Origin of the sequence: Janthinobacterium sp. TND4EL3, from assembly GCF_900156175.1 — a bacterium.
Taxonomy (GTDB): domain Bacteria; phylum Pseudomonadota; class Gammaproteobacteria; order Burkholderiales; family Burkholderiaceae_D; genus Janthinobacterium.
Map to the genome: position 1 here is coordinate 247642 of NZ_FTMV01000009.1, position 19511 is coordinate 267152.

Genomic DNA, 19511 nt, shown 5'->3' on the forward strand with positions numbered 1-19511 from the left:
GACAACCGAGGAAAACGCCATGCCCTACACTACCCTGCTGGTCCACGTCGACAATTCACGCCACTGCGCCCAGCGCGTGCGCCTGGCCGTGCGCCTGGCCATCGCCGAAGGGGCGCACCTGATCGGCTCGGCCATGAGCGGCATCTCGCGCTATGCGTATGGCGGCGGCGTCAACGCGCTGCAGTTTGCGCCAGCGCAAATGCAGGCGCTGCGCAGCCAGGCCAGCGAGGCGCTGCACGATTTCGAGCGCATCGCCCGCGAAGAGGGGCTTGCCACCTATGAAACGCGCTTCGTCGACGACGATGCGCAAGGCGCGCTGCTGCTGCAGGCACGCTATTGCGACCTGGTGATCCTCGGCCAGACGGACCCGCAGGACACGCCTTCGCGCGTCATCGCCGGCACGGCCGAATACCTGATGCTCCATTGCGGCCGTCCCGTGCTGATGGTGCCGCATGCGCCACAGGCCGTCCCGGCGCATACGGGCCAGCGCCCGCTGCTGGCCTGGAACGGCAGCGCCGAGGCGCTGCGCGCCATCACCGATGCGCTGCCGCTGCTGCAGCGCGCGCAGCAGGTGACGCTGGCCGTCGTCAATTCGCACACCCAGCCGGCCGCGCACGGCGAACAGCCCGGCGCCGACCTGGCCCTGTACCTGGCGCGCCACGGCGTCAATGTCGACGTGCTGCAGCACGACACGCCGCCGGGCCAGGACGTGGGCGCGGCCCTGCTGGCCATGGCGGCGCAGCGCCAGTGCGACCTGGTGGTGATGGGCTGCTACGGCCACATGCGCCTGCGCGAAGCGCTGCTGGGCGGCGTCACGCGCACGGTGCTGCAGGAAACGACCTTGCCCGTGCTGGTATCGCACTGATTGCGTCAGCCCGTCGCGGTGCCGAACAGTGCGCCGATGCCCGATGCCGCCGCCATCGACAGCGCGCTCCAGAACACCACGCGCAGCACGCCCCTGCCCACGCGGGCGCCACCGGCCCTTGCGGCCAAGCCGCCGAGCAGCGCCAGGAACAGTAGCGACGAGCCGGCGATGGCCGGCGCCAGCACGGACATGGGCGCCAGCAGCACCACCACCAGCGGCAGGGCCGCGCCGACGGCAAAACTGAGGGCCGAGGCCAGCGCCGCCTGCAAGGGCCGCGCACGCATGCTCTCCGTGATGCCCAGTTCATCGCGCGCATGGGCGCCGATGGCGTCATGCGCCGTCAGCGCCCTGGCCACTTGCGCGGCCAGGGCCGGCGCCAGGCCGCGCGCCACATAAATGTGCGTCAGCTCGTGCAGCTCGCCGTTGGGGTCGTCCAGCAGCTCGCCGCCTTCGCGCTCCAGCGCCGCCTGCTCCGTATCGGCCTGCGACTGCACCGACACGTATTCGCCCGTCGCCATCGACATGGCGCCCGCCACCAGGCCTGCCACGCCGGCCACCAGGATGCTCTCGTGCGTGGCATGGGCCGCGACCACGCCCAGCACCAGGCTGGCCGTCGAGACGATGCCGTCATTGGCGCCCAGGACGGCGGCACGCAGCCAGCCGACGTTATCCATCCGGTGAAACTCGCGGTGTCGCAATGGCATGGTCAGACTCCTTTATGCATGAATGGGCGGGCTGGCGGGTGCGGGAAAGCGTACCGTCACCACCAGGCCGGTGCCGTCCGGCCCGGCGTCCAGCTGCACGCTGGCGCCATGCGTCTCGGCGATGCGCCGCACGATGGACAAGCCCAGGCCGCTGCCCGGCTGGTGCGCGCCGGCCGCGCGGAAAAACCGTTCGAACACGCGCTCGCGCAAATGCCCGGCGATGCCGGGTCCCGTATCGCTCACGCGCAGCAGCACGCCGTCGGCATCGGCGCCGCAGGCCAGCACCAGCGCGCCGCCGGCCGGGGTGTAGCGCATGGCGTTGTCCACCAGGTTGCGCGCCAGGATCAGGACGTGATCCGGCTGCAGGCGGCATGGCGCCGTGGCCAGCGCCGTTTTCAGCAGCAGGTCCTGGCGCTGCGCCTGCGCCATCCAGGCGGGCAGCTGTTCGGCCAGCAAGGCGGCCAGGTCCAGCACTGGCAGGTCGGGCGGCGGCTGCGACTGCGGGTCGAGCCGGGACAAGGTCAGCAGCTGCCCCACCAGGCGCGTGGCGCGGTCCACGCTCAGGCCCAGCCCCGTCACGGACTCGCGGCGCTCCGCGTCGCTGCGGGCGCGCTGCAGCACCTGCAGGTTCGTCTTGATGGCCGCCAGCGGCGTGCGCAGTTCATGCGCGGCATCGGCCGTGAAGCGCTGCTCCTGCTCGCGCGTCTGGCGTACGCGCACGAACAGGCGGTTGATGGCCTGCAGCAGCGGCTGCACCTCCAGGGGGGCGCCCGCCACGCTGACACTGGCGAGATCGTCGGGCGTGCGCTGCGCCACTTCATTGGCGGAACGGCGCAGGGCGCGAAACACGCGATTGATGCTCCACCAGATGGCCAGCGCCGCCAGGGCCGCCATCGGCAAGCCGATCGCCAGCAGCTTGACGGCGAAGCGGCTGCTGATTTCCTGGCGGTGGCTGGCCGGTTCGGCCACCTGTATCTGCAGCCGGGCGTCGTGGTTCCAGCTCGTATAGATGCGCCACAGGCGGCCATCGTTGTCGCGCCAGCTGTAGCCCACGTCGGCCGGCGCGGCGAATGCCTGGTCCGGCGCACCGGCATTCTTGTACAGCAGGCGGTGCTGCGCATCCCATACCTGGAACAGCAGATACTGGCGGTGGTTGCGGTTCTGCGCCACCGGCATCACCAGCGACGTGCTCGCGCCATGCTCCTGCACCTCGTGTTCGGCCAGGGACAGCAGCAAATGCCCCGTCTCGGCCAGCGACTGGTCGAACAGTTCCTGGCTTTCGCGCCCCGCCTCCAGGTACACGATGGCGGCGCTGAAGCCCCATAGCGTAAACGTCAGCCCCAGCAGCACGGCCAGCAGCGTGCGCCGCAGCGACCATGCGCCGGCGGTGCGCAGGGCGGGGGCCGTCATGGCCACGCCTGCATATCGGGCATGGCGGGCATGTCGATGCTGTAGCCGATGGCATGCACGGTGCGGATCAGCGACCTGCCCAGCTTGCGCCGCAGGTGGTGGATATGCACCTGCAGCGCGTTGCTGTCGATTTCCTCGCCCCAGCTGTAGACGCCCTCTTCCAGTTGCGCGCGGCTCAGGACGCGCCCGCGTTGCTCGACGAGCATCAGCAGGATGCTGAATTCCTTGCCCGTCAGGGGCACGGCCACGCCGGCCTGCAGCACCTGGCGCGCGGCGACATCGATGACGATATCGCCGTGCACGAGCTCTTCGCGGGTGCGCCCGGCCGCCCGCCGGCAGGCGCTGCGCATGCGCGCCGCCAGCTCGTCGAGGTCGAAGGGCTTGACGATGAAGTCGTCCGCTCCCGCATCCAGGCCCGCCACGCGGTCGACGATCTGGTCGCGCGCCGTGACGATCAGGATCGCCCCGTCGTAGCCGCCGCGGCGCAAGGTCGCCAGCGCCTGCATGCCGTCCTCGCCCGGCAATGCCAGGTCGAGCAGCAGGCAGCCGTAACGGTGCAGGCGCACGGCCGTGTGCGCACTTTCGGCCGACTGCACCCAGTCGACGGCGTAGCCGGCCTGCTCCAGCCCCATCTGCGTGGCGCGCCCCAGCTGGGGATCGTCTTCTGTCAGCAATATGCGCATCGTGGCTTGTCCTGTCTGGCGGTCATGTCCGGGATTTCGTGCTTGCAGCGTAGGGGCCGGACATTAAGAACTTCTTAACATCTGCTGGCGACCATCCATGCATCTTCGACTTCCACCCGCCTCCCATGCCTGCTTCCTTCCATCTTAACCGCTGCCGGCCTTGCTGGACAGTAGTGGCCCTGCTCGGCTGGCCGCTGCTGTCGGCCGCCGCGCCGCAGCAACTGCTGCTGACTCCGCAGCAAATCAGCCGTGCCGGCATTGCCACCGTGCGCGCCGTCACCACGCTGCCCGGCGAAACCGCCCCGGCAGGCAATGACCTGTACCTGTCGGGCACCGTGGTGGCGCCGCCCGACGCGAACGCCGTCTCCAGCGCCGTGCTCGGAGGCGTGGTGCAGCAGGTGCATGCAAGCACCTTGCAGCAGGTGCGCGCCGGAACGCCGCTGCTGACCTTGCACAGCCAGGGCTGGCTGGAGTGGCAGCGCGCCTACCTGGAAGCGCACAGTGCGGCGCGCCGGGCCCATGCCCGGCTGGCGCGCGACGAAGCACTGTACGGCGACGGCATCATCGCCCGCGCCCGTCTTGACGAGAGCCGCGATGCGGCGCAGCTGGCCACGCTGGCGGCCGGCGAACGCGAACAGGCGCTGCGCGGCGCAGGCCTCGATGGCGTGGCGCTGCGGCGCCTGCGCGAACAGCGCGCCCCCTCGCCGCTGCTGACGGTGCGCGCCGGCCGGGAAGGCACCGTGCTGGCATTGCCCGTTGAAGCCGGGCAGCACGTCGAAGCGGGCGCGCTGCTGGCACGCGTGGCCGCCAGCATGCCCCTGTGGGTGCAGTTGCAGGCCACGCGCACGCAACTGCCGCAGCTGCGCGTGGGCGACTTGCTGCAGGTCGAAGGCTGCGCCAGGCTGCGCGTGACGGCCATCTCGCCCGTCCTCGACGGCGCCACGCAAGGCGCACAGCTGCGCGCGCGGCAAATCGGCCAGGACCCGTGCCTGAAGGTGAACGCCTTTGTCGAAGCGCGCCTGCTGCGCCCGGCACAGCGGGCCGGTGGCGCAGGCGGCGTGGCCGTGCCGGCCGTGGCGCTGGTACGCGGCATGCACGGCACGCGGCAGGACTATGTCTTTGTCGCCAACGGCAAGGGCTTCGCCGCCACGCCCGTGCAGGCCACGCCGGCCGGCGGCGGCATGGTCTGGGCGCGCGGCGCGCTGGCGGCGGGCGACGCCGTGGCCGTGCGCGGCCTGGCGGTCCTCAAGGGCAGCTGGAGCGGCCTGGGGCCGGCGGCCGACGCGCCCGCCCAGGGAGGCCAGTGATGCTGGCCCGCCTCATCGCCCTGTCGCTGTCGCAGCGCCTGCTGGTGCTGGTGCTGGCCGCGCTGATGGCGGCGGCCGGCGTGCAGGCGTTCCGCGCGCTGCCCATCGACGCCTTTCCCGATGTCTCCGGTACCCAGGTCAAGCTGATCCTGAAGGCGCCCGGCATGACGCCGGAAGAAGTCGAGGCGCGCATCGTCGCCCCCATCGAGCAGGAACTGCTGGGCATCCCGCGCCAGGCCGTGCTGCGCTCGCAGTCGAAGTATGCGATCGCCGACATCACGCTGGACTTCCAGGAAGGCACGGACGTCTTCTGGGCGCGCCAGCAGGTCAGCGAACGGCTGGCCGGCGTGCTGAAGGACCTGCCCGCCTCCGTCAGCGGCGGCCTGGCGCCCATCACCACGCCGCTGGGCGAAATCTTCATGTTCACCATCGAGGGACCCTTGAGCCTGATGGAAAAGCGCACGCTGCTCGAATGGACCATCCGTCCCCAGCTGCGCAACATCGCCGGCGTGGCCGACGTCAATTCGCTCGGCGGCATGGTGCGCAGCTTCGAAGTAGTGCCCGACCTGGCCGCCCTGGCGGCGCGCGGCCTGTCGCTGACGCAGTTGCAGCAGGCGCTGGAAGCGAACAACCGCAGCGACGGCGCGGGCCGCCTGGGCAGCGGCGAAGAGGCGCTGCTGATCCGCAGCGACGCGGCCATCCGCACGCTGGACGACGTGCGCGCCATCGGCATCGCGCGGCGCGGCGGCCTGGCCGTGAACGTGGGCCAGGTGGCCACGGTGCGCATCGGCCAGCTGACGCGCTACGGCGCCGTCACCCAGGACGGGCGCGGCGAAGCCGTGCAGGCGCTGGTGCTGGCCATGCGCGGCGCGAATGCGCAGCAGGTGGTGCAGCAGGTGCGCGCGCGCCTCGACGCGCTGGCCCCCAGCTTGCCCGAAGGCACCCGCATCAGCACCTTCTACGACCGCGGCAAGCTGGTGGAGCGGGCCGTGGCCAGCGTCACGGGCGCGCTGGCCGAAGCGACCGTGCTGGTTATCGTGCTGCTGTATGTCTTTCTGGGCAACCTGCGCTCGGCGCTGGTGGTCGCCTGCATCCTGCCGCTGGCGGCGCTGGCCACCTTCCTGCTCATGCAGGCGCATGGCCTGAGCGCCAACCTGATGTCGCTGGGCGGCCTGGCCATCGCCATCGGCATGCTGGTCGATACGGCCGTCGTGGTGGTGGAGAACATCGAGGCCCATGGCGCCCGCGTCCAGCCGGGCATGCCGCGCCTGCACGGCATCTACCGGGCCGTGCGCGAAGTCGCCCTGCCCGTGAGCGCCGGCATGCTGGTGATCATGATCGTCTTCCTTCCCCTGCTGACGCTGCAGGGCCTGGAAGGCAAGCTGTTCGCCCCCGTGGCGCTGACCATCCTCTTCGCGCTGGCCGCCTCGCTGCTGCTGTCGCTGACCGTCATTCCCGTGCTCGCCTCGCTGCTGCTGTCCGAACGCCACGCGGGCACGCCGCGCCTGGTGCGGAAGATGGAAGCGGCCTACCTGGCCCTGCTGCGGCGCGCCCTGGGCCGCGAACGCCTGGTCGCCGGCGCGGCCGTGGCGGCCCTGCTGCTGGCCGCCGGCGTCTTCTTGCATGTTGGCAAGTCATTCATGCCCACGCTGGATGAAGGCGACATCATCATGCAAATCGAAAAACTGCCATCCATCAACCTGCAGGAGTCGGCGCGCCTGGACCAGGCCATCGAGCGCCGCATCCTGGAACAGGTGCCCGAGGTACAGCGCATCGTGGCGCGCCTGGGCTCCGATGAACTGGGACTCGATCCCATGGGCCTGAACGAAACGGACTCCTTCCTCGTGCTCAAGCCGCGCGCGCAGTGGCGCAGCGCGGACAAGGAAGCGCTGGTCGACGCCTTGCGCGCGGCCACGGCGAGCTTTCCAGGCGTCAATATCAGCTTTACCCAGCCCATCGAGATGCGCACCTCGGAAATGCTGTCGGGCGTGCGCGGCGACGTGGCCGTCAAGATCTACGGCCCGGACAACCGGACGCTGGGCGCGCTGGCCGCGCGCATCGTGGCCCAGCTGCAAACGCTGGCCGGCAGCGAGGACGTGCTGACAACGCAAAACGCGGGCGTGCAATACCTGCAGGTCGATATCGACCGCGTGGCGGCCGGCCGCCTGGGCCTGTCCGTGGAACAGGTCCAGGGCGACTTGCGCACCCTCATCGAGGGGCGCCAGGCGGGCGTCGTCATCGAAGGCGGCAAGCGGCTGCCCCTGCTGCTGCGCGGCGGCGAACAGCTGCAGCTGTCGGCCGACCTGTTGCGCCAGCTGCGCCTGCCCACGGCCGACGGCCCGGCCATCGCCCTGAGCCAGGTGGCCAGCCTGCGCACGGTCGACGGCCCCGTCAAGGTGGAACGGGAAAATGCGGCGCGCCTGGTGGTGGTGCGTGCGAATGTGCGCGGCCGCGACCTGGTCGGCTTCGTCGACGAAGCGAAGGCACTGGTGGCGCGCCAGGTGCCGCTGCCGCCCGGCTACCGCATCGCCTGGGGCGGCCAGTTCGAGAACCAGCAGCGCGCGGCCGCCCGCCTGGCGCTGGTCGTGCCCGTTGCGCTGGCGCTGATCTTCCTGCTGCTGTTCTGTACCTTGCGCAGCATCCGGCAAACCCTGCTGGTGCTGGTCAACATCCCGTTCGCCCTGACGGGCGGCGTGTATGCGCTGGCCGTGACGGGCGAGTACCTGTCCGTGCCCGCCTCGGTCGGCTTCATCGCGCTGATGGGCATCGCCGTGCTCAATGGCCTGGTGATGATCACCTGCTTCAACGACCTGCATGCGCGCGGCGCGGCCGTCGGCGAACTGGTGCTGCACGGCGCCGTGCGGCGTTTCCGTCCCGTCATGATGACGGCCTGTATCACGGGCCTGGGCCTGGTGCCGCTGCTGCTGGCCACCGGACCCGGTTCGGAAATCCAGAAACCGCTGGCCATCGTCGTCATCGGCGGCCTGCTCAGCGCCACCGTGCTGACCCTGGTGCTGCTGCCGCTGCTGTTCCGCCGCTACGGCGTGGCGCGGCCGTCCGCCCCCACCCCACCCTTGACTGGAGCCCTGCATGCAGCACCCTGATCCTTCCGCCTGCGACGCCATGCTGACGCTGGCCCTGCCCGCCGCCCTCGAAGAGGACATCCTCGATTTCCTGCTGCTGCACCCGTCCTGGACCGCCGGGTTTTCCGTAATCGAGGCGCAAGGCATGGGGCCGGGCGCCGCCTACCCTTCCACCCTGGAGCAGGTACGCGGACGGGGGCGGCGCAAACTGGTCCTGATCGCCGGCATCGACGCCGACCTGCGCCTGCTCGTAGGCGCGCTGGCGGCACGGCTGCCCAAGCCCGACATCGCCTACTGGATCAGCCCCGTGCTGTGCCACGGGAGGCTGGCATGAGGGTGCGCGCCATGGCGCTGCTGCTGTGCGTGGCGGCCGGGGCGCAGGCGGCGCCCGGCGCGCTGTCCGCGCTGCCGCCCGAAGCCGAGGTGCGGCGGGTGCTGGCCAGCCTGCCGGCGCTGCGCGAGGGCGTACTGAATGCGCAACTGGCCGGCGCCGAACGCGACAAGCTGGCCGCCGGTCCCCATGAATGGACGCTGCGCGCGGGCGCCAGCCGCCGCACCGTTCCCGGCGCGGAGCGCTATCGGGAACAGGAGGTGGCGCTGGAGCGTCCCCTGCGCTGGTTCGGCAAGGCTGGCCAGGACCAGGCGCTGGGCGAGCAAGGCCTGGCCGTGGCGCGGGCGCAGCATGCCGATGCCTGGCACGAGACGGGGCGCGCCCTGCTGCGCGACTGGTTCGACGCCCTGCGCGAGCTGGCCGGCGTGGCGCGGCTGGAAGAGCAGCTGGCCGTGACGCAGCGCCTGCAGGCGATCGCCGCGCGCCGCGTGCGGGCCGGCGACGGCGCCGGGCTCGAACTGCTGCAGGCCGATACGGAACAGCGGCGCGTGCTGGCCCTGCTGCAGCAGGCGCGCCAGCGCAGCGAGCAGACCTTGACCTTGCTGGCCGTCAGCTATCCCGGCTTGCCCCGTCCGCAGGCCGACGCGCTGCCCCCGCCGCTGGCGAGCGGCGAGGCCGTATCCGGCTGGGTCCAGCGCATCGAGCACGACAATCACGAGCTGCAGCTGGCCCAGGCGGAAGCGGAGCTGTACGCCATGCGTGCCAGGCGCCAGGCCAGCGACGCCATGCCCGACCCCACGCTGGCGCTGCGCGCGGCGCGCGAACGCGACGGACAGGAGCGCGTATTCGGCGTAAGCCTGTCCTTTCCCTTGCCCGGCGCCGGACGCGCGGCCGACAGGTCGGCGGCGGCCATCCAGGCGGCGATGGCGCGCGAGCGGGTGGCGCAGACGCAGCTGCGCGTCGCCCTGGCGGCCAGGAGGGCGGCCAACGACAGCGTGCACACCCGCGAGATCTGGTCTACATTGCAAGAAGTGCAACAACAGACGGCGCGCCAGGCGGACCTGATGCTGCGCGCCTACGAGGCGGGCAAATGCCCGCTGGCCGAGGCGCTGGCCGGCCGGCGCCAGGCGCTCGATGCGGCGCTGACGGCGCAAACGGCGCAGATCGAGGCACTGGCGGCGCTGGCGCGCCTGCAGCTCGACGCGCACGCCATCTGGTCCATCGACTGAGGCGGCACGCCACCATGAATCATCCACCGACACACCAAAAAGGAAATACCATGCACACGCACAATATGAATCCGCAGGGCTGGCGCCATGCGGCCCCGGCCCGCCTGCTGCACTGGCTGATGGCCGTGCTGATCCCCGTCATGCTGGCCCTGGGCTGGTACATGATGGAAGTGGAAGACGAGCCAGGCAGCGAGGTGTACTTCAATCTGCATAAATCGCTGGGCCTGCTGCTGCTCATGCTGCTTGCCGCGCGCGCCGCCTGGCGCCTGGGCCACCGCCCGGCGGACTTGCCGCCGTCGGTGCCATTTTGGCAAGCACGGCTGTCACGCCTGGGCCACGGCCTGCTGTACCTGGGCATGCTGCTGGTGCCAGCCACGGGCCTGGCGGGGGCACTGCTGAGCAAGAGCGGCGCGGCCTTCTTCGGCCTGGCGCTGCCGCGCTGGTTCGCGCCCGACCACGCGCTGGCCGAGCAATGGTTCGGACTGCATGAATTGGCGGCCTGGACCCTGGCCGGCCTGGTCGTGCTGCACCTGCTGGCAGGCCTCAAGCATCTGCTGCTGGGCAAGGACGGGGTTTTCCAGCGCATGCTGTAGCGCGCATTGGCCTTGGGCCTGTGTTCATGCGGCATTCGGTCGCGCTCGCTGTCTGCCGCCGATACTGGTCATGCTTTCCACCCGACAAGGAATGCGGCATGGCCAGAACAGACAACACGCCGCCTTTTCCACACCCGCCGCCTGTGGCGCTTCCAGCATCGCGCGCACGGTGCTGCGGGTGACGACCTTGCCGGTGCTGGTGCCGCACCAGCGAAGCCATGCGCCGGGAAAAAATAGGGCTATGTCACCGTCAGGTGTGGGAATGCTCCCACCGTTGCTTTCAGTAACGCTTCTGATGAGCGGATGCGCCCGGCGTCGAGGATCCAGCGCCATGCCAGGTAATTCGGCAGGTAGCGCGTCGCCACGCCGTGAAAGGGCCGCAGCCATGCGCGCAGGCGGCTGTGATAGGCGTTGACGTTCTGTACATGGGCGGCGCCCTGCACGGGGAGGCCGGCGCGCAAGTCGACGGCCTCGTGGCTGATGCCCGCGCGATAAAACGGATCCATTTGGCGTGCTGCATGGAAGGCTCCTGTTTGTCTGATATAGACACTCGGACAGCCGGGGCAGAGCAAGATTCCTGGAAATCCCCTACTTAACGGAGACAGAGCCAAAGATAAAGCGACACCGGCGGCAGCGCCGGAAGGTCTACAATGGATGCGCAGTTGTCCGCCGCACGTTCACGCCTTTGCAACCGTGCGGTTTCCGCCGTTTCCCTTGCCACAAGGAGTATCCGCATGAGCCAGCAAGCCACCATCGTCCTCGTCCACGGTTTCTGGGGCGGCGCCGCCCACTGGAGCCGCGTCATCGCCGAATTGCGCCGACAGGGCCACACGGCCATCCGCGCCGTGGAACTGCCATTGACGTCGCTGGCCGACGACGCCGAACGCACGCGCAAGATGGTGGCGCAGGTGGACGGCCCGGTGTTGCTTGTTGGACACTCCTACGGCGGCGCCGTCATCAGCGTGGCCGGCAATGCGCCGAATGTGGCGGGCCTCGTGTACATCGCCGCCTTCGCGCCCGATGCGGGCGAAAGCGCCGGCAGCATCACGCAGCAACACCCGCCGCTGGGCGCGGCCAGCCTGGAAGGCGACAGCGACGGCTATCTGTGGGTCAAGCCCGAGCAATACCATGACAGCTTTTGCCAGGACCTCGATGCGGAAGAAGGCGCCGTGCTGGGCGTGATCCAGAAGGCGCCGCTGGCGGGCACCTTCGGCGACACCGTTGCCGACCCGGCCTGGCGCCACAAGCCCAGCTGGTACCAGGTGTCCAGCGCCGATCGCATGATCTCCCCCGTCAACCAGGAACGCATGGCGGCACGCCTGCAGGCGCGCAAAGTCATCACGCTCAACGCCAGCCACGCTTCGCTCGCATCGCGTCCCGTGGAGGTGGCGGCGTTGATCCTGGAAGCGGCGGGCGCCGTGGCGCAGCAATAGACAGGCAAAAAGAAGGCTCCTGGGGATCAGGAGCCTTGTGGCGTCGGGGAGTCAATGTGTCATACCGGCGATACAGGGGTACGGCGCCGGCGGGACACCTTATCCACGCCAAGGAGGTTCATCCACCTTCAACCACCTTCACTCAGACACTTCATCGTAGCAGCTTATTTTGCGGAAAAACTCTCCAATACTTGCATGGCGGCCAACGGCGGCCGCTACAGCCAGCCGTCGCGCTTCAGGCGCCGGTGCAGCAGGTAGCAGCCGACGAGGATGCCGGCGATGACGGCCGGATAGCTGCCGCGCCATTTCAGCTCCGGCATGAACTCGAAGTTCATGCCGTACAGGCTGAAGACCATGGTGGGCACGGCCAGGATGGCGCCCCAGCCGGCCAGGCGCTTGACGACCTCGTTCTGGCGCAGCGAAATCTGGCCCAGCGCCACCTGCATGGCGGAATTGACCATTTCGCGCATCTGCCCCGCCGTGTGCGTGACCCGCTTCACGTGGTCGAGGATGTCACGGTAATAGATGCGGTTTTCCTTGGGCACGATATCGCCGTGGAAACGGATCAGCTGGGTGCAGATTTCATGCAACGGGTTGACGGCCGCGTCCAGTTTCAGCAGTTCCGTCTTGAGCTGGTAGAAATCCTGCAGCTTGTCTTCGCTCAAACTGGGCTTGAACAGCTGGGTTTCGTATTGCTGGAATTTGGCCTGCAAGTGGTCGATGCAGGGCTGGTACTGGTCGACGATGAAGTCGATGATGGAGTACAACACATAGCCGGGGCCGCTGGCCAGCTTGTCCGGCACGCTTTCCTTGCGTTCGCGCAACTTCGCATAGCCGGCCGACGGGCCGTGGCGCACGGTGATAATAAAACGGCAACCGAGGAAGACGTGCGTCTCGCCGTAGACGATGGCGTCGCCGTCGAGGCTGGCCGTGTGCAGCACCATGAACAGGGTGTCGCCGTACTCCTCGAGCTTGGGCCGCTCGTGCGCCGCTTCCGCATCTTCGACGGCCAGTTCGTGCAGGCCGAACGCCGTCTGCAGCGCCTGCATGGCGGCGGCATCGGGGCTGGCCAGGCCGATCCACACGAAACAGCTGGGGTCGCCGAGGAAATCGCCCGCCTTGTCGATGTCGAAGTGGGCGATCTTCCTGCCATCGCGGTAGGCTTCGCAGTTGACGACGGCTGCGTGGGTACTGAGGTCCATGGTGGTTCCGGTATTGACTGCGAGAGGGACGCTCAGTATAGCGGAACAGCAATTATCACTCTGTTAAGCATGACGGCCGCCGGCCGTAAACCGCGTCAAAACAGGCCGAACAGCGACTTTTTTGGCGCCGCACAGGCGGCCGTGACGGGCGCCGCGATTTCCTGCCTGGCCGCCGGGTCCGTCACATCGAGCAGCACCTGTCTGCACTTGTTATCGCCCAGGAAACGGAATTCCACCTGGTATTTCTTGCCCGCTTCCGGCGTCAGCTGCAGGGTCAGCGGGCCGCAGGATCCGGCGCGCAAGCCGTGCTCTGCCGGCCAGTCGGCGTACGCCTGCACCCAGACCGGCTCGCCCGCGCTCAGCGTTGTCTCCACGGCCGGCAGCACGCCCGTCATGCGCCGCGACCGCTCGACCATCTTCGCGATAAACGGCAGCAGTTTTTCGCGCAAGGTCGTGGCGTCGTACACCTTGCCCGCCGGCGTAAAGTCCTTGCACTCTTCGGCGCTGCTGCTGGTGCCGTAGTCCACCACCATCTGCTCGCCCGAGGATACGAGGCTCAGTTTCGCAACGGCAGGCAAGGCGGCCGGATGCGCCACGGCAGGCGCCTCTGCCGGGGCTTCCACCGCCGGCTTCGCCACAACTTCGTCCACCGCCTGGGTCGCCCCGGCATGCACGCTGGCCGCAGCCAGCAAGACACTCAACATACTACGCACACTATGATTAGACACAAAGACACCCAGATTCAGAATAAGTTTAAATGGAACATTAGTTTATGCAATACAACTAATGTTGCCGTAAAAGATAACACATTAAATATTTCCATGTGGAAATTTCATACCATGCAAGCAAGATCAAGCCCAGCCATCCTCATTGACATTCAGATACTCCCATGTAAAATGAGAACCATTCGCATTTAAGAAGGGCCAGCATCTGCCACGCATGGACTTCCGCGCCAACCTGGAGTGTGTCGTGACGCATGCCGTATCCCCTGCCGCCGATCCGCCAAGCCCGTATTGCCTCAGCCAACTGTACGGCGAGCACCATCCCTGGCTGCTGCGCTGGCTGCGCGGCAAGCTCGCGTGCACCGACCACGCGGCCGACCTGGCGCAGGACACCTTCGTAAAACTGCTGGCCACGCCCGCCGAACGCGCCGTCACCATGCGCGAACCGCGCGCCTACCTGACCACCGTGGCGCGGCGCCTGCTGATCGACCATTACCGCCGCCAGTCGCTGGAGCAGGCCTGGCTGGCCACCCTGGCGCAACTGCCCGCACCCGCCGCGCCGTCGGCGGAAGAGCGTTTATTGATCCTGGAAACCCTGCACCGCATCGACGCCATGCTCGACGGCCTGGGCGCTAAGGTGCGCACGGCCTTTTTGCTGTCGCAGCTCGAAGGCATGGAGTATGCGGACATCGCCGCGCGCCTGCGGGTCAGCGAGCGCACCGTCAAGCGCTACATGGTGCAGGCATACGCCCAATGCATCGTGCTGCTGGCATGAGCACGGCCATCGATGCGCGCGCCGCGCGCGCCGCGGCGCACTGGATGATGCGCCTGCAAGGCGGAGAACTGGACGCCGCCGCGCAACAGGCGCTGGCCGGCTGGCGCGCCGCCCACCCCGACCATGAAACGGCCTGGCAGCGCGCCGAGCAGGTCTGCCGCACCTTCGGCATGCTGCCCCCGCCGCTGGCCATGCCTGTGCTGGACCGCCCGGGCGGCGCCGCCCGCCGTGCCGCCCTGAAGACCCTGGCCCTGCTGATCGCCGCCGGGCCGGCCGGCTGGGCCACGCTGAAGGTGGCCCCATGGCAGGCATGGACGGCCGAGCTGCGCACGGCGACGGGCGAAATCCGCCATCTTGCCTTGCCCGACGGCAGCACCCTGAGCCTGAACACGGCCAGCGCCGCCGACCTCGGTTTCAGCGACGCGCTGCGCCTGGTCCAGCTGCGCGCCGGCGAACTGCACGTGGCGACCAGCCCCGATCCGCTCGGGCGTCCCTTCATCGTGCGCACCAGCAATGGCAGCATCCGCGCACTCGGCACGCGCTTCACGGTGCGCCAGGACGACAGCCTGTTCGGCGCGCGCACCCGCGTGGCCGTCGCGCAGGGCGCCGTCGAAGTGCGGCCCGCCGAAGGCAGGCCCCGCATCGTGCAGGCGGGCTGGCAAGCCAGCTTCGACGCGTCGGCCGCCGGGGTGCCGCAGCCGCTGGCGCCCCGGGCAGATGCCTGGCTCAAGGGTTTGCTGTACGCGGACGACACGCCGCTGGCCGACGTGCTGGCGCAGCTGGCCCGCTACCGCCACGGCGTCGTGCGCTGCGACCCGGCCGTGGCGCGGCTGCGCGTGTCGGGCGTGTTCCAGCTGCATGACACGGATCAACAATTATCACTATTGCAAGCATCGCTCCCCATCCGCGTGCGGCGCCACAGCCGTTTCTGGATTTCCGTCGAACCAATATAAAAACTTCTGAAAAAATGTCCCTTTCGCGCATGTGCCCCGTCAATCCACACAGGACCAACACATGAACGAAGGGAAACAAGCAATGAAGCATTATCGCAACACCAGCATGACCCTGGCCCTGTTGGGCAGCCTGGCCTTGACCGCGCCCGCATGCGCCCAGCAGCATCAGCAAGCGCCCGCGCGCCACTACCAGGTGGCAGCCGGCCCCCTCAGTACCGCCCTGTCCGCCTTTGCGGCCGACGCGGGCGTCAGTATTTCCGGCGCCGCCAGCCTGTACGCGGGCTTGAACAGCGGGGGCTTGAGCGGCAATTACCAGGTGGCCGACGGCTTCGCGCGCCTGCTCGACGGCAGCGGCCTCGTTGCTATCGACCAGGGCGGCGGCCACTACGCCGTGCGCCGGCTGCCGTCCGCCAGCGAGGCGGCCACCCTGCCCGGCATCGCCGTGCGCGCCACGGCCGAGCGCGGCACCAGCACGGAAGGGACGAATTCGTACACGACGCCGGCCACGGCCAGCGCCACGGGACTGGTGCTGTCCCTGCGCGAGACGCCGCAATCGGTCAGCGTCATCACGCGCCAGCGCATGGATGACCAGGACTTGCTGACGGTGCGCGACGTGCTGCGCAATACGCCCGGCATGGCCGTCAACCAGTTCGACACGGAACGCAGCACCTTTTCCGCGCGCGGCTTCGACGTCGACAATTTCCAGTACGACGGCGTGCCCACCACGTATAAGGTGCAGTATTCGGGCGGCGAATCGGAAATGGATGCGCTGATCTACGACCGCGTGGAAGTGACGCGCGGCGCCACGGGCTTGCTGACGGGTGCCGGCTACCCGTCAGCCTCGATCAACCTTGTGCGCAAGCGGGCCGGCGCCAGGCAGTTCGAGGGGCAATGGTCGCTGGCAGCCGGTTCCTGGAGCGATTACCGCGGCACGGTCGACCTGGCCGCGCCGCTGAACGGGGACGGCTCCGTGCGCGGCCGCGTGGCGGCTGCCTGGCAGGACCGCAAGTCCTTCACCAATGGCTATTCGAACGAGCGCCAGCTCGTCTACGCCACCGCCGAGGCAGACCTGGCGCCCGGCAGCGTCATCATGGTCGGCGCCAGCAACCAGAAGAATGCCCCGAAAGGCAGCAACTGGGGCGGTTTCCCCCTGTGGTACAGCGACGGCACGCGCACCGATTTCGACCGTTCCGTCACCACGGCGCCCCGCTGGGCCGCCTGGGCCACGGAACAGACCAACGTGCACGCCACCTTGGAACACGCGCTGGGCCAGGGCTGGAAGGCGCAGGCGCAAGCCATGTACAGCAAGCATACGGAAGACACGCCGCTGCTCTTCCTGGCCGAACGGCCCGACCGCATCACGGGCCTGGGCATGCTCGGCTACCCGAACCGCTACATTGGCCAGCGCGACCAGCGCAGCGCCGACGTCAAGCTGTCGGGACCATTTACCCTGGGCGGACGCGAACATGAAGTCATCGTCGGTGCCAATTACACGCTGCAGCACGCGCAATTTAGCGTCAAGGAAGCGCTCGACGCCGAGCCGATCGGCAATTTCCTCGCCTGGGACGGCAGCTACCCGCAGCCGGCCTGGGGCGAACCCGTGCTGTCGGAGCAATACACGACGAAGCAATATGGCGCGTATGGCGCGGCGCGCCTGAACCTGGCCGAGAACACCAGACTGATACTCGGCGGGCGCCTCACGCGCTGGGACAAGGACCGCACCGGCTTTGACGGCAGCGCCCGCTTTGCCTTCGCCAAGAGCAAGTTCGTGCCCTACGCGGGCCTGGTGGTGGACCTGAACGACACGTATTCCGCGTATGCCAGCTACACGGACATCTTCCGCCCGCAGGAAAACCAGGACCGCGCGGGCGCCTGGCTGGACCCGCTGACGGGACAAAGCATGGAAGTGGGCGTGAAGGGGGAATGGGCCGGGGGCCAGGCCAACGGCTCCATCGGCCTCTTCGAGATCAGGCAGGACAAGCTGGCCCAGCCGGACGGCGCGCGCCGGGTCCCCGGCACCACCACGCAAGCGTATTACGCGGCGCGCGGCGCCACCAGCCGCGGCATCGAGGCGGAATTGTCGGGCCGCCTGGCGCCTGGCTGGAACGTGACGGCCAGCGCCAGCCACTTCCGCGCCAGGGACCGCGAACAGCAGGACGTCAACACGCTCTCGCCACGCTCGACGGCGCGCCTGTTCGCCACCTGGAAAGTCCAGCCCGGCCTCACCGTGGGCGGCGGCGTCAACTGGCAAAGCAAGTTCTACTTTGACGATGTAGGCCCGAATGGCAAGGAGCGCGTCACGCAGCAAGCCTACAGCACGGCGAGCCTGATGGCCACGTACCAGCTGTCGCGCCAGCTGACGGCGCAGCTGAACGTGGAAAACGTGCTCGACAAGAAGTACATCAACATCAACACCTATGCGCAAGGCACGTATGGCGCGCCGCGCAGCGTGCGGGGAACCTTGACGTACCGGTTCTGATACAAGCTGTACCGGCATAAAACGCCAGGCGAACGGTGGCAACGGCTGAAAAATGCCGTTGCCGCAACTCGCCTACTGCGTTCTTGCGTACATCACGCGCACCTCCACCCTGCGGTTCAAGGCATTGCATTGTTCCGTTTCATAGGAGGTGGTACTTGCCTCGACAGGGCATTTCACGCGCAGCTCCCGCGCACCCGCCCCATCCGCGGTAAATGTCAGCTTCTTTCCAGGCAGCGCAGTTCTGAGCACATTGACAATCGCCTCTGCGCGCAGCTCCGATAGACGCTGGTTATCCACGGCTTTTCCGGCAATGTTGCTCGCGAAAGGACGGGCGTCACTGTGACCCCGCACCAGAATGTCACTCGGGGCACCCGCTGCCAGAATGGCTGAGGCAAGAGCCTGCAGACGCGCTTGTGCCGTTGGCAATAATTGCGCACTGGCGGTCTTGAACAGCAAGTCATTGGAAAGGTCAAAACAGGGATTCAGCGCAGGCCGGCTCTTGATGATGCGCATCGTGGCCGCGTCCAGGCGCAAGGTGGCAACCCTGAGGATGGTCGGTTCGGGGCTGAAAATGCCGGCCTCCGGCTTCGTGCGTACACTGAACGTGACAAGCGACACGCCGCCTACGCTGGTCCACAAGACATCGGCATGATGTACCAGCAATCGTCCCCCCGCGCCCCTGCGGCAGTCAAGGATGGGGCGGCCGACGACTTCCGTGACGCGCTCGATTTCACCGAGCTCGCTCTCGGGCAATTCAATGCTCACGTCGGGAATACGCACACCCAATAGCTGGAAAGCCATCTGCACCATATTCATGAACGGCCCGAAGAACAGCACGAGTACCAGCGGTGCCACGAACACTGCGGCAAGCTGTGCCAATCTGCGCTGCGGCTTCGGCTGCGCGCCTGCGACCGTGATACCCGCTTGCGTACCAGCCGTGCTTATAAAAAGGGTAAGAAAACCGGCACAAAAAAAGATCAGTATTAGCAAAAACAAGGAAGGTTGTGCGCCGGCGAAAGCAAAATGCAAGGACAGCAAAAAAAAGGAAAGCGATACTAGAAAATAGCCAACGCCACGCAGCCCGGCTGGAACGACAAACAGGGCCGCGCGCCCATGGAAGGCGCGCCGCGTGGCAATACACCGTTCCGACAAAGAAAGCAGTTGCAGCGGCCACAGTGCAGACATGGCCCCGAACAACAGGAAGATGCAGTACAGAAAACCGAACATCAGTGCCACAAAGATAAAGAACACCACTTCCCCTGGCGTCAGGCCACTGGGGAAGAACTGAATGTCAAACAGATAAGTCAGCGTGACGATGGCACCCGCTGCAACGGCCAGTTTATATGTCAAGGTCGTCACGAGATCGAGGATCGCTATTTTCTTGCTCAGCGAATCGCTGCTGTACGTCGGGACAGGTGCCTCTCCTGGCGGGGGTCTCGGTATGATCACAGTATCGCCCTAATTCACGACAAGTCGTTTGACTCGCCTGGACAGATAACAAGCATACTCATCACGCCTTTGGCAAAGGCTGGAATGACGGGTCCATCCATACAAGTCTAGTGAGTCGTCACGCAACTGTGCGGACGTCGCAGCGAAGCTTGATATGGATTAAACAAGGATGAGAGAGCTTGAACGACTCGGCGGCGCTAGCTGTGAAGTTGCAAGAGGTTATTCGGACTAGAACCAAGCCGTGACATCGGTGCCTTGCCAGCAATACCCTGATGCGGCCGGTGCCAGTTGTA

The 19511-nt window shown here is 67.6% G+C and carries 16 protein-coding genes and 1 pseudogene; 10 read left to right on the forward strand and 7 right to left on the reverse strand.

Annotation, left to right across the window (positions count from 1 at the left end):
• The first annotated feature begins 19 nt into the window (after positions 1–19).
• The gene (locus BXA07_RS16090) at positions 20–865 is read left to right on the forward strand and encodes a universal stress protein (RefSeq protein ID WP_076568901.1); all 846 of its coding nucleotides are present in this window, start codon (positions 20–22) and stop codon (positions 863–865) included.
• Positions 866–870: 5 nt separating this feature from the next.
• Here the strand turns inward: BXA07_RS16090 and BXA07_RS16095 are convergent, their stop codons facing one another.
• From BXA07_RS16095 to BXA07_RS16105, 3 genes are read right to left on the reverse strand one after another with little or no spacing between them, the layout of a single operon-like run.
• Complete coding sequence (locus BXA07_RS16095) at positions 871–1569, reverse strand: VIT1/CCC1 transporter family protein (protein ID WP_076568902.1); 699 nt, start codon at positions 1567–1569, stop codon at positions 871–873.
• 12 nt (positions 1570–1581) lie between these two features.
• Positions 1582–2979, reverse strand: a complete 1398-nt coding sequence (locus BXA07_RS16100) for an ATP-binding protein (RefSeq protein WP_076568903.1) — start codon at positions 2977–2979, stop codon at positions 1582–1584.
• Positions 2976–3662: a response regulator gene (locus BXA07_RS16105; RefSeq protein ID WP_076568904.1), complete on the reverse strand. Its 687-nt coding sequence runs from the start codon at positions 3660–3662 to the stop codon at positions 2976–2978. The genes BXA07_RS16100 and BXA07_RS16105 overlap by 4 nt, the downstream gene beginning before the upstream one ends.
• A 173-nt stretch (positions 3663–3835) precedes the next feature.
• Between BXA07_RS16105 and BXA07_RS16110 the strand changes: the two genes are divergently transcribed.
• From BXA07_RS16110 to BXA07_RS16130, 5 genes are read left to right on the forward strand one after another with little or no spacing between them, the layout of a single operon-like run.
• The gene (locus tag BXA07_RS16110) at positions 3836–4969 is read left to right on the forward strand and encodes an efflux RND transporter periplasmic adaptor subunit (protein WP_244556301.1); all 1134 of its coding nucleotides are present in this window, start codon (positions 3836–3838) and stop codon (positions 4967–4969) included.
• Positions 4969–8073, forward strand: coding sequence for an efflux RND transporter permease subunit (locus tag BXA07_RS16115; RefSeq protein WP_076568906.1), 3105 nt, complete (start codon positions 4969–4971; stop codon positions 8071–8073). Before BXA07_RS16110 ends, BXA07_RS16115 begins: the two co-directional genes overlap by 1 nt.
• On the forward strand, positions 8060–8386 hold the full coding sequence (locus BXA07_RS16120) for a DUF3240 family protein (protein WP_076568907.1): 327 nt from the start codon (positions 8060–8062) through the stop codon (positions 8384–8386). Before BXA07_RS16115 ends, BXA07_RS16120 begins: the two co-directional genes overlap by 14 nt.
• Positions 8383–9612 (forward strand): TolC family protein, encoded by a 1230-nt coding sequence (locus BXA07_RS16125; protein WP_076568908.1) that lies wholly within the window; start codon positions 8383–8385, stop codon positions 9610–9612. Before BXA07_RS16120 ends, BXA07_RS16125 begins: the two co-directional genes overlap by 4 nt.
• Positions 9613–9662: 50 nt before the next feature.
• Positions 9663–10205, forward strand: coding sequence for a cytochrome b (locus BXA07_RS16130; protein ID WP_083708327.1), 543 nt, complete (start codon positions 9663–9665; stop codon positions 10203–10205).
• 239 nt (positions 10206–10444) lie between these two features.
• Here the strand turns inward: BXA07_RS16130 and BXA07_RS16135 are convergent.
• Positions 10445–10690: pseudogene (locus tag BXA07_RS16135) on the reverse strand (IS1595 family transposase); the annotation flags it as partial.
• A 249-nt stretch (positions 10691–10939) separates the two neighbouring features.
• Between BXA07_RS16135 and BXA07_RS16140 the strand changes: the two are divergent.
• On the forward strand, positions 10940–11638 hold the full coding sequence (locus BXA07_RS16140; RefSeq protein ID WP_076568910.1) for an alpha/beta hydrolase: 699 nt from the start codon (positions 10940–10942) through the stop codon (positions 11636–11638).
• Positions 11639–11853: 215 nt separating this feature from the next.
• On the opposite strand, the gene BXA07_RS16145 is transcribed toward BXA07_RS16140, so the two are convergent.
• Positions 11854–12840 carry a magnesium and cobalt transport protein CorA gene (locus BXA07_RS16145; protein ID WP_076568911.1) on the reverse strand — a complete coding sequence of 329 codons (987 nt, stop codon included), beginning with the start codon at positions 12838–12840 and terminating at the stop codon, positions 11854–11856.
• Positions 12841–12935: 95 nt separating this feature from the next.
• Positions 12936–13544 carry a hypothetical protein gene (locus BXA07_RS16150; RefSeq protein ID WP_139335610.1) on the reverse strand — a complete coding sequence of 203 codons (609 nt, stop codon included), beginning with the start codon at positions 13542–13544 and terminating at the stop codon, positions 12936–12938.
• Positions 13545–13809: 265 nt separating this feature from the next.
• On the opposite strand from BXA07_RS16150, the gene BXA07_RS16155 reads away from it, so the two are divergent.
• The 3 genes from BXA07_RS16155 to BXA07_RS16165 all read left to right on the forward strand — a co-directional run bounded on the left by BXA07_RS16155 (position 13810) and on the right by BXA07_RS16165 (position 17769).
• Complete coding sequence (locus tag BXA07_RS16155; protein ID WP_076568947.1) at positions 13810–14337, forward strand: sigma-70 family RNA polymerase sigma factor; 528 nt, start codon at positions 13810–13812, stop codon at positions 14335–14337.
• Positions 14316–15290, forward strand: coding sequence for a FecR domain-containing protein (locus tag BXA07_RS16160; protein ID WP_212592320.1), 975 nt, complete (start codon positions 14316–14318; stop codon positions 15288–15290). The genes BXA07_RS16155 and BXA07_RS16160 overlap by 22 nt, the downstream gene beginning before the upstream one ends.
• 82 nt (positions 15291–15372) lie before the next feature.
• Complete coding sequence (locus BXA07_RS16165; RefSeq protein ID WP_076568914.1) at positions 15373–17769, forward strand: TonB-dependent siderophore receptor; 2397 nt, start codon at positions 15373–15375, stop codon at positions 17767–17769.
• A gap of 72 nt (positions 17770–17841) precedes the next feature.
• Here BXA07_RS16165 and BXA07_RS16170 read toward each other — a convergent pair whose 3' ends face one another.
• Positions 17842–19128 (reverse strand): OmpA family protein, encoded by a 1287-nt coding sequence (locus BXA07_RS16170; RefSeq protein ID WP_212592321.1) that lies wholly within the window; start codon positions 19126–19128, stop codon positions 17842–17844.
• Between the last annotated feature and the right edge of the window lie 383 nt (positions 19129–19511).